The sequence below is a fragment of the Vibrio profundi genome (assembly GCF_043642225.1).
Taxonomy (GTDB): domain Bacteria; phylum Pseudomonadota; class Gammaproteobacteria; order Enterobacterales; family Vibrionaceae; genus Vibrio; species Vibrio profundi_A.
Window position 1 is genome coordinate 181,749 of sequence record NZ_JBHZSF010000007.1, and the last position, 16,726, is coordinate 198,474.

The 16,726-nt window shown below is 39.1% G+C and carries 14 protein-coding genes; 13 read left to right on the forward strand and 1 reads right to left on the reverse strand.

What is annotated here, in order from left to right:
- The first annotated feature begins 4 nt into the window (after positions 1-4).
- The 11 genes from wecB to gpmM all read left to right on the forward strand — a co-directional run bounded on the left by wecB (position 5) and on the right by gpmM (position 12,861).
- Positions 5-1,105 (forward strand): non-hydrolyzing UDP-N-acetylglucosamine 2-epimerase, encoded by a 1,101-nt coding sequence (gene wecB, locus ACHUFI_RS13085; RefSeq protein WP_394249771.1) that lies wholly within the window; start codon positions 5-7, stop codon positions 1,103-1,105.
- Positions 1,089-2,348: a lipopolysaccharide biosynthesis protein gene (locus ACHUFI_RS13090; RefSeq protein ID WP_394249834.1), complete on the forward strand. Its 1,260-nt coding sequence runs from the start codon at positions 1,089-1,091 to the stop codon at positions 2,346-2,348. The genes wecB and ACHUFI_RS13090 overlap by 17 nt, the downstream gene beginning before the upstream one ends.
- Positions 2,326-3,465, forward strand: a complete 1,140-nt coding sequence (locus ACHUFI_RS13095) for a glycosyltransferase (protein WP_394249773.1) — start codon at positions 2,326-2,328, stop codon at positions 3,463-3,465. Before ACHUFI_RS13090 ends, ACHUFI_RS13095 begins: the two co-directional genes overlap by 23 nt.
- Positions 3,452-4,696, forward strand: a complete 1,245-nt coding sequence (locus ACHUFI_RS13100; RefSeq protein ID WP_394249775.1) for a hypothetical protein — start codon at positions 3,452-3,454, stop codon at positions 4,694-4,696. Before ACHUFI_RS13095 ends, ACHUFI_RS13100 begins: the two co-directional genes overlap by 14 nt.
- On the forward strand, positions 4,689-5,141 hold the full coding sequence (locus ACHUFI_RS13105) for an acyltransferase (RefSeq protein WP_394249777.1): 453 nt from the start codon (positions 4,689-4,691) through the stop codon (positions 5,139-5,141). Before ACHUFI_RS13100 ends, ACHUFI_RS13105 begins: the two co-directional genes overlap by 8 nt.
- Positions 5,134-6,339, forward strand: a complete 1,206-nt coding sequence (locus ACHUFI_RS13110; RefSeq protein ID WP_394249779.1) for a glycosyltransferase family 4 protein — start codon at positions 5,134-5,136, stop codon at positions 6,337-6,339. Before ACHUFI_RS13105 ends, ACHUFI_RS13110 begins: the two co-directional genes overlap by 8 nt.
- Complete coding sequence (locus ACHUFI_RS13115; protein WP_394249781.1) at positions 6,336-7,169, forward strand: glycosyltransferase; 834 nt, start codon at positions 6,336-6,338, stop codon at positions 7,167-7,169. Before ACHUFI_RS13110 ends, ACHUFI_RS13115 begins: the two co-directional genes overlap by 4 nt.
- A 12-nt stretch (positions 7,170-7,181) precedes the next feature.
- Complete coding sequence (locus tag ACHUFI_RS13120; protein WP_394249783.1) at positions 7,182-7,766, forward strand: sugar transferase; 585 nt, start codon at positions 7,182-7,184, stop codon at positions 7,764-7,766.
- Between the two features lie 4 nt (positions 7,767-7,770).
- Positions 7,771-8,946, forward strand: coding sequence for a DegT/DnrJ/EryC1/StrS family aminotransferase (locus ACHUFI_RS13125; protein WP_394249785.1), 1,176 nt, complete (start codon positions 7,771-7,773; stop codon positions 8,944-8,946).
- A gap of 222 nt (positions 8,947-9,168) precedes the next feature.
- Entirely contained in the window at positions 9,169-11,103 is a 1,935-nt protein-coding gene (locus ACHUFI_RS13130; protein WP_394249787.1) for a polysaccharide biosynthesis protein, read from the forward strand.
- A gap of 225 nt (positions 11,104-11,328) precedes the next feature.
- A complete protein-coding gene (gene gpmM / locus ACHUFI_RS13135) occupies positions 11,329-12,861 on the forward strand; it encodes a 2,3-bisphosphoglycerate-independent phosphoglycerate mutase (protein WP_394249789.1) in 1,533 nt (510 codons plus the stop codon).
- 69 nt (positions 12,862-12,930) lie between these two features.
- Here gpmM and ACHUFI_RS13140 read toward each other — a convergent pair whose 3' ends face one another.
- Positions 12,931-14,268 carry an MATE family efflux transporter gene (locus ACHUFI_RS13140; RefSeq protein ID WP_394249791.1) on the reverse strand — a complete coding sequence of 446 codons (1,338 nt, stop codon included), beginning with the start codon at positions 14,266-14,268 and terminating at the stop codon, positions 12,931-12,933.
- A gap of 232 nt (positions 14,269-14,500) precedes the next feature.
- Here ACHUFI_RS13140 and ACHUFI_RS13145 point away from each other — a divergent pair, with 232 nt between their 5' ends.
- Positions 14,501-14,791, forward strand: coding sequence for a co-chaperone GroES (locus ACHUFI_RS13145; RefSeq protein ID WP_137358739.1), 291 nt, complete (start codon positions 14,501-14,503; stop codon positions 14,789-14,791).
- Positions 14,792-14,845: 54 nt separating this feature from the next.
- A complete protein-coding gene (groL, locus tag ACHUFI_RS13150; protein WP_394249793.1) occupies positions 14,846-16,492 on the forward strand; it encodes a chaperonin GroEL in 1,647 nt (548 codons plus the stop codon).
- Positions 16,493-16,726: the final 234 nt, after the last annotated feature.

Here is a 16,726-nt window from a genome sequence, read left to right on the forward strand (position 1 = left end):
TATTATGAAAATTGTAACGGTAATTGGGGCAAGACCTCAGTTTGTAAAAGCAGCAGTCTTATCAAGAAATATCAGAGAATTAAACTCTTCGGGTGCTAGGATACAAGAAATAATTATTCATACAGGACAGCATTATGATGTCAATATGTCTGAGGTTTTTTTTGATGAATTGAATATCCCAAAACCTGATTATTATCTTGGTGTAGGTGGAAAAAGCCATGGCCATGCAACAGGGGAGATGATTAAGGGTATTGAAGATATTTTGATAAAAGAGTCACCTGATTTTGTTGTACTTTACGGAGATACTAATTCGACTTTAAGTGGTGCGATCGCTGCAAGTAAATTGGGCATTCGAGTTGCACACATTGAAGCGGGTCTACGTTCTTTCAATCGAGCTATGCCTGAAGAAGTTAATCGTGTACTTACTGATCATGTATCTGATATTTGTTTTGCCCCAACGCAATTGGCTTGTGATAATTTGGCTAAGGAAGGTATTACTTCAAATGTAATAAACTGTGGGGATATAATGAATGACGCATCTTTATTTTATAGTAACCTCTCCGATATTAGATCATGCATAGTTGAAGATGAAGGGTTATGTAAGGGTGAGTTTGTTCTTGTTACTTGTCATAGACAAGAGAATACTGATTCAAAAGAAAAACTACAGTCTATTTTAGAATCGTTATCAGTTCTTGCTAAAGATACCACGGTTATACTTCCTTTACACCCTCGAACTAACAAGAAGATTGAGGAATATGGATTAGTTTATTTGTTAGATAACGTTAAAATATTACCACCTGTACCAATGTTGGATATGATAGCTCTTGAAAAAAATGCTAGTTGCATCATTACTGATTCAGGAGGTGTACAAAAAGAAGCATACATATTCCAAGTTCCTTGCATTACAATGAGAGAGGAAACTGAATGGGTTGAGACTGTGGATAGTGGTTGGAATACTTTGGTAGGTAGTAATAAAAGCGAAATTGTTAATGCGTATCACAATTTGAGAAAACCTGACGTTTGGAGTGCTTTGTATGGAGATGGTAACACTGGCCGTATTATCTTAGATAGGCTACTGATTGATTCGAATGCTAAGCAATATTAAGTTGATTTGGAGTAAAATTGGTATATTAATGTCAGGAACAGTGCTTTCACAATTAGTTCCTCTATTAATCATGCCAATTTTAACTAGAATTTATACACCAGAACAGTTTGGTTTGGTTGCCAATTATCTAGCAATGGCAACATTTTTGTCTATGTTAACTATGGGGCGCTTAGAAACTGCGATTGTGCTGCCTCAAAGTGATATAGTGTCAAATAGAGTGAAGAATCTGTGTTTATTTCTGTCGACATTGTCATTGCTTGTTATACTGTTTCTTTGTGTTGTTTTTAGCCATAACATAAGTGAGTTAATTGGAAAAGAGGGAGTGTATTTACTTCCAGTATTCACATTTTGTTATTCAATGTATCAAGTCATTAATTATTCATTGATGAGACAGAAGAACTATAAAGCGTTAGCTAAATTGAAAATAATACTGTCAATTGTGCTCGTATCTTTCCAGTTTTTGTTTTCACATTTTGATGTTGGCTTATTACTAGCTTTGACTTTTTCATATTTATCTATATTAGTTTTTGATTTGATTTTTAAGACTAATATATTTAAATTTGGTAATTTCAAATTCTGTAGAGTTACCAAATTGAAACGTATGACAAAAGCACTTTTTGAATACAAGAGTATACCTCTGTATACGGCTCCCGCATCATTGATTGACTCAGGACGAAATTTATCCGTTAATTATCTTATAGCAAATGGTTTTGGTAATGCATTGCTAGGTCAATATTCTCTTTCATTAAGAATACTACAAGGCCCTATTCAATTGGTTAATGCTGTTTTAGGGCAAGTTTTTTTCTCAGAAGTAAGTAGAGTCGAAAGAAAAAAGGTATACCCAATACTCTGTAAAAGTGTTGTTTTTTTAGCATTGTTAGGGATAGTGCCATTTCTATTAATATATTCGTATGCAGTGGATTTCTTTGTATTAATATTTGGTGTTGAATGGAGGGTTGCGGGTGAGATAGCAATATCACTTACACCATGGCTATATTTTAACTTTGTTAGTAGTCCTATTTCAAGTGTATTTTTAATTATTAATAAGCAAAAAGTTTCTTTTTACTTTTCTTGTTCTTATTTTATTACTGCTGCATCATCAATATACTTTGCTCGAGGTGAAATAGTTGAAACATTATCTTTTTTTTCATATAGCATGAGCTTGCTTTTATTGGTTTATATTACTTTAGCGTTGCTCTTTTCAAGGAATTACTCTAATTGTGAAAGTTTTAATTATACCTAGTTGGTTTTCTAATTCATATCAACCTTTATCTGGCTCATTTTTTCTAGAGCAAGGAGTTGCCTTAAAAGAAGCTGGTTTAGAGGTTGCATTTCTTTCAGTATCGTTGATTTCACCAAAATTGATACTTGCTCAAAAGAAACTCGAACTCATCGGTAATGGTTATAATGATTATCACGGAATACCACATTTTTACTCTCAATTACCTAGTGTTCGGCCAATTAATAAAAAACTAATTTTACACTTTGGAAAAAAATTATTTGAAAGCTATAGGAAAGAGTTCGGTTTACCTGATGTAGTTCATTTACACTCTTTTTTGGCCGGAGACTTAGCCTTGTGGATTAAAAAGGAGTTTGGTATTGGCTATGTAGTTACTGAACATAGTAGCCAGATTAGAAAGCTAACTGGCGACCATAAGAAAAAATTGGATATTAAGAATACTTATAGTAACGCTAATTCAGTAGTCGCAGTTAGTCATAATTTGGCGAAGGATATTTTTTTTAAAACTAATGTTAAAGCACGAGTAATTCCCAATCTATTTAAGTTTGAAGGGCGTAAGCTAAAAGAGTTGAATGAGCGAAAGTCATTAAATGTTCTCTTTGTGGGAAGTTTAGATTCGAATAAAAACCCATTGATTATTCTTGATGCTATAAAAATGATGGGAATGGGTGCATTGAATGTAGATATTATCGGTGATGGACCATTATACGGTAAATTGAAGTCGAGGATAGCTGCATTAGGTTTACAAGAGCAAGTGAATCTTTGTGGTCAGTTAAGTCGGACTGAAACATTTAAGAAATTTGAACAGTCAGATTTGCTTCTACACACTAGCCACTATGAAACTTTTGGTATGATATACATTGAAGCATTGGCTCACGGTATCCCCATTATTAGTTGTGACTCTTTGGGAGTTAGGGATATAATTAATGATAAAAATGGGATTTTAGTTGAAAGCAATCCAGAATCAATAGCTACTGGATTAGTTCGGATTCATAAAGATTTATTAAATAGAAAATACATTCCTCAAGAAATTAGGCAAGACGCTGAAAGCAAATTTTCGGATTGTGTGGTGGCTAGGTTACTAATTTCATGGTACAAAGAAGTTTATGATTTTAAATAGAAAAAAACTAAATGACTATTTCTCGATACTACTACTAGTATTTGGTTTTGTTAACACTTCAATTTTACCAGGATTTCTAGCTCCGGTTAGTATTTTGTTATTGATTTACGTGGCGGTATCAATTCTAATCTTACTTAGAACAGGGTATTTAGTTGTTGGTAATGGAATAAATTGGGCAATTTTCTTTATATTAATATGGGCCTCTTTAGTAAGTATTTTTACTATAAAGGATATATCCCAACTTAGCTATTATATTATATTCTTAACAAACTTCTTGACAGTCTATTTTCTTTCTGTGACAGAGATTAATTACACTCGTATGTTGAGATGGTTATCTTTTCTTTTCTTTTTTTCATTATTAATTGGATTGTTTGAAAACCTTACAGGATTGCATTTGCCGAATTCTAGGCATTATGATTATTCATTTTATTACTCGGATCCAAGTATTCCAACTGGTACATTTTATAATGAAAATAACTATGCGTCTATCACTTCAATAGGTGCGGCGCTTTTTTTTGCTCGAGCTTTTTTTGAGAATAAACTATTATTTAAAGTTTTCTATTGTATATTATACATTACTTCTATTTATATTGTTTTGAGCACAGGTAGTCGAATTAACTCAGCAATGGTTTTCTTGCCAATTTTTCTTTTTTCTATCAGGTTCATTAACTTATCATTGTCAAATCGATTTTCATTTAAACTAAGAAAAATTTTGTTTTATTCTATGTTTGTTTTCTTACTTAGTTTTTCTTTCGTTGTATCATATGGAATGATTGAAGTTCTTTTTAATCAGATCACTGCTGCTGATTCTGCAGATCTAATCAGGTTTGAATTGGCTCGACTGGGCTTTGACATACTGGTTAATAGTTATTACCTAGGCTCTGGTCCAATGGCATTCGAGCTCACCTGTTTTGGGTCTTCAGCATATGCGAACGGAGGTATATGCAGCCCTCATAATTGGTTGATTGAGTTGGGGGCTAATTTCGGTGCAATATCAATCATTTGTCAAATATATATATATATATATTTAGGTTTTTATTTTTTTAATAAATTTGTGTTTGAAGGCGTATCAAGTAACAGCGGAGTCTTGTTCTTGACATTCTCATCTGTAATACCAGTCGTATTTTCCACTGGTATTAGTATTAGCAGTATTATCAACTTTCCTGTTGTTTGGGTTATGTTGTCTTTGGCGAACAATATAAGTAATTATAGGGGGGGTAAATTTGATTGATTATTTTGACTATGTTAGAAATAACCACAAATCAAAACTAAAAAAACTATATATAAAGCTATGTTCTAAGATAGCAAGGAATTCTATTTTTCCCAAGGTAAGATTATTATTTTTTAAGTTAAGTGGTGTAAAAATTGACAAGGGTGTTTTTATTGGAGTTGAATGTTATATAGACGATACAGTACCTGAACTGGTCAGCATCGAACGTGATGTTACTATTTCTTTTCGAGTTTCTATTATAGGCCATAAAGAAAACTCTCAAAGAGGCTCTGCATCTGTCGCACCAGTAATTATAAAAAAGGGAGCTTTCATTGGAGCGAATGCAATTATATTACCAGGTGTTACTATAGGGGAAAATGCTATTGTAGGGGCTGGAGCTCTTGTTTCTAAAGATGTTCCAAGTAAGAAGTTAGCTATTAGCAAAGCAGCGATAATTCATGAATAAAAGTATATGTGTGGTAGTTACTACCGATTTTTGGAATGACAGAAGGGTATTTAAACAAGTTTCTAGTCTTTTGAAATTTGGATACTCTGTTACAGTCATTTGCTCTCAAAGACCTGAAGATTCAATATATGAAAGTGATTCTAATTTACTTATTGATGATAACTCAGGAAATCTAGAAGTTAGAAGCGTAAAACTAACGAGAAGAGATTCCGTCAATAATAAGCTACTAGATAAGGTTGTTAATTTCATCTGGCTTTTTTCCGGAATGATGAAGTTTGTTTTTGAAATTAACAAAGTAAAATGCGATCTTTATCACCTTCATGATATCGATGCGTTATTTCTTGGTGGAGTGGTTGCTAAGTTTAAAAAGAAAAAAATAATATTTGATTGTCATGATATATTTTCAATGATTCAAGTGAAAGACTCGGTTCATTATAAGCTTAGGTCTTTATGGGGTTTTCTTGAACGAAAACTTCCAAAGTATTCGGATTCTGTTATAACAGTCGCATCTCGACTGAAGTCAGATTTAAGCTTTAGGTCTCATGTTTTACCTGAAAATATTAATTACATATATAATACTCCACTATTACATGACCTATCTTATAGTAATAAAATAAGAGAAGAACATAATATTTCAAGCTCAACGTGTATTGTTCTATACCTAGGGAGTGTAAACTTAGATAGAGGGCTCGGTGATCTTATAAACTCTTGTATGCATTGGAACGATGATATTGTCCTAGCTGTTTATGGTGTTGGTCACGAAAAAGCATGGAAAAAACTAGAGTTATTGGTCAGCGAATTAAACCTTACAGATAAGGTTGTCTTTGGTAGTTCTGTTCAACCTAGCAAAGTAAAAGAGTATCTGATGTCTAGTGATATATTGACAATTCCTAATATTTTGCACAGCCCCGCTTATGATGCCTTACCGAATAAGTTTTTTGAGAGCATCATGGCTGGTAAACCATTTGTTTGTAATGAATTACCAGAAATGAGTTCAAAAGTTAGGGCTATCAATTGCGGTTTAGTTTGTGATAGGAATGATCCACATAGTTATGCCCACGCTATCAATAAGCTGGCATGTAATCCTAGTTTGAGAGGTGAGTTGGGTGCTAACGGGCGACGGGCTGCTGTGGAAGCATATAACTGGGAGACAGAAGAAGCAAAGCTCAAACTCATTTATGAAGGACTGTTAGAATGAATCAAGTCACGTTGTCCATTGCGATGTCAGTATATGATGGCGTAAATTCTGTACAATTGAAAAGAGCTGTAGAGTCAATATTAAACCAAACATACGGCAATTTTGAGTTTATAATATACTCTGATGGAGTGTCAAAGTTAGATTTATTAGACTATTTTGAAGAAATATCTGATGAACGGGTTAGAGTTGTTTATTCTGATATTAATAATGGCTTAGCATTTGGACTGAATAACATTATTAAAACTTTTTCTGGTGATATATTTGTGCGAATGGACGCTGATGATATATCCTTGCCAAATAGACTACAAGAAATTGTGAACTACTCTTTGGCTAACCCAAAAGTCGATATCTTTGGTAGTGCGATGTATCAATTGGATACAGGCCTCGGGTCTTTGGATGCATGTTTATCACGTTGTTGTGACGCAGAAATAATACGCTACCCAACAAAACATAGTGATATAAAAAAGATGTTTCTTTACAGAAACTCAGTGTCTCATCCAACTGTTGCTATTCGTCGCGATGTTTTTAATGAAGGTATATATTACCCACTTTTTTCTCTTAGGAATGAGGATACGTTGTTATGGCTAAGTTTTTTCAAGAGAGATAGAGTATTCGGGAATATATCTAAGCCATTATATGTTTTCGATTTTTCGGAAGATACCTCGCTAAGAAGAACTGATGTAAAGAAGGCTTACTCGGATATGTTGGATCGCTTTAGAGTTATTTTTGATTTAGGAGGAGGCATTCGGCATTGTGCACTGGCGATGTTGTGTTTTGTCGTTACAATTACTCCATTTTATAATTGGGTAAGAAATGCAGTTATTAAATAGGTGGGTTGTATAATGAAGAGAACGTTTGACTTAATACTATCATTTTTTCTTTTGTTAATTGCTTTCCCTATCTTACTGGTAGCCTTTATAGTTGCTAGCTTATCAACTAAGAGTTTTGGAATTTACTCTCAACGCAGAATTGGCCGGAAAGGCCGTATTTTTAACGTTTATAAAGTCAAGACTATGGTTGATACTAAAATTGGTGTCGATTCAACAATGGCAATAACTAGCCTTCAAAAGAAAAGAATAACTCCAATAGGAGCTTTTCTGCGGAAGTACAAGATAGATGAGCTACCTCAATTATACAATGTCCTTATTGGCGATATGAGTTTTGTGGGACCTCGCCCTGATGTTCCGGGGTATGCTGATAAACTTGAAGGGAAATATCGTCAAATATTGGAACTCCGGCCAGGAATTACCGGCCCGGCATCAATTAAATATGCTAACGAAGAAGAGATCTTAGACTCCGTTGATAACCCTAAAAAATATAACGACGAAGTTATTTGGCCGGATAAGGTTGAAATTAACTATCAGTATTTTTTAGATAACTCGATCATTCATGATTTAAAACTAATTATCAAGACAGTTAAAAGGTAGTTTTATGTTAAGTACTCCATTTTCTCCATGGCCTTCTTTTACTCAAGAAGAAGCTGATGCAGTGAGCAATGTCCTACTGTCAAACAAAGTAAACTACTGGACAGGTAACGAATGTCGTGAGTTTGAAAAAGAGTTCGCGACATGGGCTGGTTGTGAATACGCGATTGCCCTTGGCAACGGCACTCTAGCACTCGACGTGGCGTTAAAAGCCTTAGGCGTTGGTGAGGGTGACGAGGTAATTACCACTCCAAGAACGTTCCTTGCTTCCGCTTCTTCAATTGTTACATCAGGAGCTGCCCCTGTATTTGCGGATGTGGACCTAAACAGCCAAGCGATTACGGCAGAATCGATAAAAGCAATACTAACACCAAAAACAAAAGCAGTAATTGTGGTGCATCTTGCAGGTATGCCAGCAGAGATGGATGCAATTATGGCGCTGTCAGAACAGTATGGTTTTTACGTGATTGAAGATTGTGCTCAAGCACACGGCGCGAAATACAAAGGTCGTAGTGTTGGTACTATTGGCCACATTGGCGCATGGTCTTTTTGTCAAGATAAGATCATGACAACAGGTGGTGAAGGCGGCATGGTGACAACCAATGATAAAGCATTGTGGTCTACTATGTGGTCGTACAAAGATCATGGTAAGAGTTTTGATGCCATCTACAATCGTGAACACCCACCAGGTTTCCGTTGGTTACATGAATCTTTTGGTACAAATTGGCGTATGACTGAAATGCAAGCTGCTATTGGTCGTATTCAATTGAATCGAATGCTAGAGTGGACAGCTAAGCGTCGAGAGAATGCTGTAAGAATCGATGAATCAGTGGCAGATCTTAACGTTGTTCGTAGAGTTCAAGTTCCAGAATATAGTGAACATGCTGAGTATAAGCATTATCTGTTTATAGAACCTCAAAACCTTGCTGACGGGTGGACACGAGATCGCATAGTAGAGACTATTGTAGAGCGTGGTGTACCTGCTTTCCAAGGCAGTTGCTCTGAAGTGTACCTCGAAAAAGCGTTTGACAATACACCTTGGAGGCCAGAGAAGCCTTTGAGTAATGCTGTAATTTTAGGGGACACAAGTTTAATGTTTCTTGTACACCCAACCTTAACAGAACAAGAACTAAGCGAAACATGTACGGTTATTCGTGAAGTTTTGCTGGACGCTCAAAGATAGTTAAATTTTCCTATTATTATTCAGCAATTGTAAAGCTAGTTGATAAATAGGAAACACATTAATTTAGCTCTTTTAAAAGCCTTAATAGATCCAATTTGACACTATTGAGGCTTTTGTTCATCATGATTATAAAAAGTACACCTGAAAGATTGTTTGATTTTTCTGTCTATTAATGATGTTTCTACAAGATTTCTGAGTCTTTTAAATAAATAAGAATATTTTATGCAACGTCTTAACTTTATCTGGCAGTTGTCTCGCTTACATAAACGAGTCATCAGTGTCATTATTGACACATTGCTTATTTTGTTTGCTTTACATATTGCTCTGTGGACAAGGTTGGGTGATGTAAAGCTACTTAGCGATAGTGATAATTTATTACTGATTGGCTTAACAGTAGTATCTACAGTTTTGATTTTTACCCAAATTGGACTGTATCGAGCTATCCTGAGATATCTGACTTTTCAAGCTTTGTTCGTAGTGACTGCTGGGGCTGTACTGTCAGCGATCGCGTTAGCGGTTTTTGCTTATTATCTACAGGAACCAATCCCTAGAACAGTGCCAATCATATATGGTGCCTATCTAGCTCTTTTGTGTGGTGGTTCTCGCCTTGTTGTCCGTAATCTCGTAGCAACAACATCACCATCAAAGGACTCTTGCAAAGAAGTACTAATATATGGTGCTGGTTCTGGTGGTCGTCAGCTCGCAGTTGCACTTCGTGCTTCTGAAAATTATCGTATTCGGGCGTTTATCGATGAAGATAAAACTCTAACAAATACAATGATCCTTGGGTTGCCCGTTGTTGATTTATCTAAAGCAGAAGCTTTGATTGAGAAGCATGATGTTTCTAAAATTTTGCTTGCGATACCAAGTGCATCTCGCGCTCGCCGTAAACAAATTCTAGACTTGTTAGCCCCACTTCCCGTTGAAATTCAAACTGTGCCTGATATGGCTGATATTGTATCGGGTAAGGCAAAAATTGATGAATTGACCGACGTACCAATTGAAGATTTGCTTGGTCGTGATGCAGTCGCTCCTCAGCAAGTTCTAATGGAAGCTAACATTAAAGATAAAGTTGTTATGGTAACTGGTGCTGGCGGTTCGATTGGCTCAGAACTATGTCGTCAGATCTTAAAGCAAGGACCAAAGAAACTTGTTCTGTTTGAACTATCTGAATTTGGCTTATATCAAATTGATCGCGAACTTTCTTTAATAAAAGAATCCAAAGATCTTGATGTAGACATTGTCCCTCTTTTGGGATCAGTTCAACGTTCGCATCGTCTTCTTACGGCAATGAAGTCTTTTAAGGTTGAGACTGTTTATCACGCTGCAGCGTATAAGCACGTCCCTCTCGTTGAGTATAATGTTGTAGAGGGTGTGCGAAACAATGTTTACGGCACTTACTACACTGCGAAAGCGGCAATTGAAGCGGGCGTCGAATCTTTTGTGCTAATTTCGACAGACAAAGCTGTTCGTCCAACAAATGTCATGGGTACAACTAAGCGCATGGCTGAACTGGGTTTGCAAGCCTTGGCTGAACATGAGAATCAGAAAGAAAATGGTACCCGTTTCTGCATGGTTCGTTTTGGCAATGTTCTTGGCTCTTCTGGTTCTGTTATACCACTCTTTAAAAAACAGATTAAAGCAGGTGGCCCTTTAACGGTAACTCATCCCGATATTACTCGTTTCTTCATGACCATACCTGAAGCTGCTCAACTTGTTATTCAAGCCGGTGCGATGGGCAAAGGCGGTGACGTATTTGTTCTTGATATGGGCGAATCAGTTAAAATTACTGATCTTGCAGAGAATTTGATTAATCTTTCTGGTTTGTCTGTTAAAAATGAACAGAATCCTCATGGTGACATTGAAATTCAATTCTCTGGCCTTCGCCCGGGGGAGAAACTATATGAAGAGCTGTTGATAGGGGATAATGTTCAGCGCACTGCTCATGAACGAATTATGACAGCTCATGAAGTATTTTTACCTATTGATGAGTATGACAATCTACTTGAATCTTTAGATTTTGCTTGCCATAACTTAGAACATGAAACGATTCGTCAACTGTTGTTGGATGCACCAACAGGGTTTAAGCCTACTGACGGTATTGGTGATCTAGTTTGGAATGCTTCTAGCTCAGCACTGCAAGTTGTAGAGAATTAATGGAAGGCCGGCAACTTAGTTGCTGGCCTTTTTCGTTGTCTTTTGGTCTGTAAATAAATACATAAAACGGGAATACTTAGCCTTCAAAAGAAGCTTTTTTTCAGCTCTGATCCTCCTGCCGGCCTCCTTTCTTGATCTTCCGCTACAGTTTTGACTACAAACTGTAGTAAAATTACGCTAATTTGTTTCTATACCGATTATTTTGAATTGAACGAGGTCAGTCCTATGTCAGCTAAGAAGCCAATGGCTCTAGTGATTCTTGACGGTTACGGTTACCGTGAAGACAACCAAGACAACGCTATCGCAAACGCAAATACGCCAGTTTTAGATGGCCTAATTGCTAACCAACCTAACACTTTAATCTCTGCTTCTGGCATGGATGTAGGTCTACCAGACGGTCAAATGGGTAACTCTGAAGTTGGCCATACTAATATCGGTGCTGGTAGAGTGGTATATCAAGACCTTACTCGTATCACTAAATCAATCGCTGATGGTGAGTTTTCTCAAACTGAAGCACTAGTGAATGCAATTGATAAAGCGGTAAAAGCAGAGAAAGCAGTACACATCATGGGACTTATGTCTCCAGGTGGCGTGCACTCTCACGAAGATCACATCTACGCAGCTGTAGAAATGGCCGCTGAACGTGGTGCTGAGAAAATCTACCTACACTGCTTCTTAGACGGACGTGATACGCCGCCACGTAGTGCAGAAAACTCGCTGCAACGTTTCCAAGATCTATTCGCTAAACTAGGCAAAGGCCGTGTGGCATCACTAGTTGGTCGTTACTACGCAATGGACCGTGATAACAACTGGGATCGTGTACAAACAGCATACGAGCTACTGACAGAAGCAAAGGCTGAATTCACATTCGATACTGCGGTTGCTGGCCTAGAAGCGGCTTATGCCCGTGACGAAAACGATGAGTTCGTTAAAGCGACTGAGATCAAAGCTGAAGGTGAAGAGTCTGCAGCTATCGTAGATGGCGATGCAGTTATTTTCATGAACTACCGTGCTGACCGCGCTCGTCAAATCACTCGTACTTTCGTGACTGATTTTTCAGGTTTCGAGCGTAATGTATTCCCAGCTATCGACTTTGTAATGCTGACTCAATACGCAGCAGATATCCCTCTATCAATCGCTTTCCCACCGGCATCTCTAGAAAATACTTACGGTGAGTGGTTATCGAAAGAAGGTAAGACTCAGCTACGTATTTCTGAAACAGAAAAATACGCGCACGTAACTTTCTTCTTCAATGGCGGTAAAGAAGACGAGTTTGAAGGCGAAGAACGTCAACTAGTGGCTTCTCCTAAAGTTGCAACTTACGACCTACAACCAGAAATGAGCGCACCAGAGCTTACTGACAAGTTAGTCGCAGCAATTAAAGGTGGCAAATACGACGCTATCGTTTGTAACTACCCTAACTGTGACATGGTAGGCCACACTGGTGTTTATGAAGCTGCAGTTAAAGCAAGTGAAGCGCTAGACGAGTGCATCGGTAAAGTTGTGGATGCAATCAAAGAAGTTGATGGCCAACTGTTGATCACAGCTGACCATGGTAACGCTGAAATGATGGTTAACCCAGAAACGGGTGGTATCCACACTGCGCATACGAACCTACCTGTTCCACTGATCTACGTGGGAAGCAAAGAAGTAGAGTTTAAAGAGGGTGGTAAGCTTTCAGACCTAGCACCAACGATGCTTTCTCTAACAGGTATGGAGATCCCTGCAGAGATGTCAGGTGATGTGCTTGTTAAGTAATGTGAATCTAGTGGAGAATCACTAGACAGCAATATTAGAAAAGCCCGCATTGAATAATGCGGGCTTTTTTTAGGTTGCGATAAGTCGGTTACGAGTTTTAATGGCATATAGGTAACCTGAAAGCCCACCAACGATATTCCCTAATGCGATACCAAAAAATAACCCTTCAATATCATAGAGGTAAGAGCCCAGCCAAGCTGAAGGTAGCGTGAAAACAAACAAGCGCATGAAGCTCCATTGAAAGGCTTGAAGCGGCTTATGCATGGCGTTTAGTCCACTGACCAACATCATGACAACGCCTTGGAAGCCGTAGCTAAAAGGCACGACTAGCAAGTAATGCCAGAGTAAATCTTTTACGGTTTGTTCTTGGGAGAATAGGGCTGCCAGTGGAATGCTTAATGGCACCATCATTAAGAAAATCAACGCTTGGAATAGGATAGAGAAGCGCATACTTAAAAACAGACCTTGGAAGCTGCGCTCTGGCTTATTCGCCCCAAAATTTTGTGCCATGAATGGAGTTAAGGCTGATGTAAGTGCCATTAACACCAATATTAGGATGGACTCTATACGCTGAGCGGCACCATAAGCCGCCACGGCTTCGGTTCCGTGTTTCGCGAGCATCATCATAATGATGGCGCCGGCAATAGGGTTCATCGCATTAGAAAGTGCGGCAGGCGTTCCAATCGATAGGATGGTTCGCCAATCATTAATGATTTCGCCAAATCGAGGCAGTGCGAGAAGTTTCTCTCGTTTTATTAATACATAAAGTGAACCGCATAGCGCGCCTAGCCAACTCAATGCACTGGCGATTGCGGCACCCTGAATCCCGAGCTCTGGAAATGGCCCGATACCAAAAATAAGTAAAGGATCTAATACACCATTAATGACACCAGCGAGCATCATTATTTTTGCCGGGGTTTTGGTATCCCCACTTGCTCGAATAGCGCTGTTGCCAGCCATCGGGATCACAAGCAAAGGGATGGTTAAGTACCACACTTGCATGTATTGCTCAATCAGAGGAATAAGCTCAGGCTTTGCACCTAACAGGCCGAATAGATTAGGGATGGTATAAAGACCAACCGTTGAGGCGAGTGTCACCAAAGCCACCGCTAGCAGAAGAGCATGGCTTGTGAATCTTGCAGCATTCTCTGAATTGCCTTGTCCAAGAAGACGACCAATACAGGTAGAAATCCCCATACCGATACCCATTGTGATGCAGTTGACTGCGAAGGTTACAGGAAACGTAAAACTGATAGCGGCGAGCGCTTGAGTACCGAGCAGAGAAATAAAGAAGGTATCAATCAGATTAAACATCAGGATCGCGACCATGCCGAAAATCATCGGGATAGTCATGGTTCGCAATGTCTCAGGGATAGGCGCTGAGAGCAATCCGTGTTTATCGCGCATAAGATGAAGCCTGCATATCGTCACCTGTGAGATTAAAAACGTAGGATACAGGAAGCACTGCTTAGCTCCTAGAACCTAAGTACTCAGCTTGAAGTCACTTTTCGTTAAATTAATCACACTTTTTCGGCTTATCCCCCTTGGGATCGAGGCGCTTGTCCCCAACATACTGAGTAATCACATGCCAATATCGGCACATATCAAATTAAATGGAAATTATCAGGAGAGACGACCAATGAATATCCGTCCATTACACGACCGAGTTATCGTTGAACGCCAAGAAGTTGAATCTAAGTCAGCTGGTGGCATCGTTCTAACAGGCTCTGCTGCAGAGAAATCGACTCGTGGTACGGTTCTAGCGGTAGGTAAAGGCCGCATTCTAGAAAACGGTAGCGTTCAAGCGCTAGACGTTAAGGTTGGCGACACTGTTATTTTTGCAGAAGGCTACGGCACTAAATCTGAAAAAATCGACGGTAAAGAAGTTCTAATCATGTCTGAAAACGACATCATGGCGATCGTTGAGTAATCCGCGCCAATACATTGAACTTATTTGAATTAAAGAATTTTAAAGGAAATAAAGATGGCTGCTAAAGACGTTAAATTTGGTAACGACGCACGTATTAAAATGCTAGAAGGTGTAAACGTTCTGGCTGACGCAGTAAAAGTAACGTTAGGTCCTAAAGGCCGTAACGTAGTACTAGATAAATCATTTGGCGCACCAACTATCACTAAAGATGGTGTTTCTGTTGCACGTGAAATTGAACTTGAAGATAAGTTCCAAAACATGGGTGCACAAATGGTTAAAGAAGTGGCTTCGCAAGCGAATGACGCGGCGGGCGACGGTACAACGACAGCGACAGTACTTGCTCAAGCTATCATCACTGAAGGTCTAAAAGCGGTTGCTGCTGGCATGAACCCAATGGATCTTAAACGCGGCATCGACAAAGCGGTTATCGCAGCAGTTGAAGAGCTAAAAGGTCTTTCAGTTCCATGTGCAGATACTAAAGCGATTGCGCAAGTAGGTACTATCTCTGCAAACTCTGATTCAACAGTGGGTAACATCATTGCTGAAGCGATGGAAAAAGTAGGTCGTGATGGCGTTATCACAGTTGAAGAAGGTCAGGCTCTACAAGATGAGCTAGACGTAGTTGAAGGTATGCAGTTCGACCGCGGTTACCTATCTCCTTACTTCATCAACAACCAAGAAGCCGGTTCTGTTGATCTAGAAAGCCCATTCATCCTTCTAATCGACAAGAAAGTTTCAAACATCCGTGAACTTCTTCCGACTCTAGAAGCGGTTGCTAAGGCATCTCGTCCACTTCTAATCATCGCTGAAGATGTAGAAGGTGAAGCACTAGCGACTCTAGTTGTGAACAACATGCGTGGTATCGTGAAAGTGGCTGCTGTTAAAGCGCCTGGTTTCGGTGACCGTCGTAAAGCAATGCTTCAAGACATCGCTATCCTGACTGGCGGTACTGTGATTTCTGAAGAAATCGGTCTAGACCTTGAGAAAGTAACGCTAGAAGACCTAGGTCAAGCTAAGCGTGTAACTATCACTAAAGAAAACTCAACCATCATCGATGGTGCGGGTGAAGAAGTGATGATCCAAGGCCGTGTTGCTCAAATTCGTCAGCAAATCGAAGACGCAACGTCTGACTACGACAAAGAGAAACTTCAAGAGCGCGTAGCTAAGCTAGCGGGCGGTGTTGCAGTAATCAAAGTGGGTGCTGCGACTGAAGTTGAGATGAAAGAGAAGAAAGATCGCGTTGAAGACGCACTTCACGCAACTCGCGCTGCAGTTGAAGAAGGTGTGGTTGCTGGTGGTGGTGTTGCACTTATCCGCGCTGCATCTAAAGTGGCTAACCTTGAAGGCGACAACGAAGAGCAAAACGTTGGTATCCGTGTTGCACTACGTGCGATGGAAGCGCCAATTCGTCAAATCACTAAGAACGCAGGTGATGAAGAGTCTGTTGTTGCTAACAACGTTCGCGCTGGCGAAGGTAACTACGGTTACAACGCGGCAACGGGTGAATACGGCGACATGATTGCTATGGGTATCCTAGATCCAACTAAGGTTACTCGTTCTGCACTACAGTTCGCTGCATCAGTTGCTGGTCTTATGATCACAACAGAAGCGATGGTGACAGACAAGCCTCAAGAAGCAGCGCCTGCAATGCCTGATATGGGCGGCATGGGTGGTATGGGTGGCATGGGCGGTATGATGTAATCATATTGGCTTTCTAAGTGGTATCACTTAGACGCTTGTAAAGAAAGCCAAGGTATTGCCTTGGCTTTTTTGTTTGTGAAATGAGTGGAAAAGTGGAAGGAAGCATTACTTTACAGCATTGGGTTCAGTTATTTTTCATTAAGCATAGTCCACTTGTTGCGCTATCCCATCTTAGCTCTTATAGTCAAATGACAGTTATGACGTGGAATTAACACGGGTAATTGATTATTAATG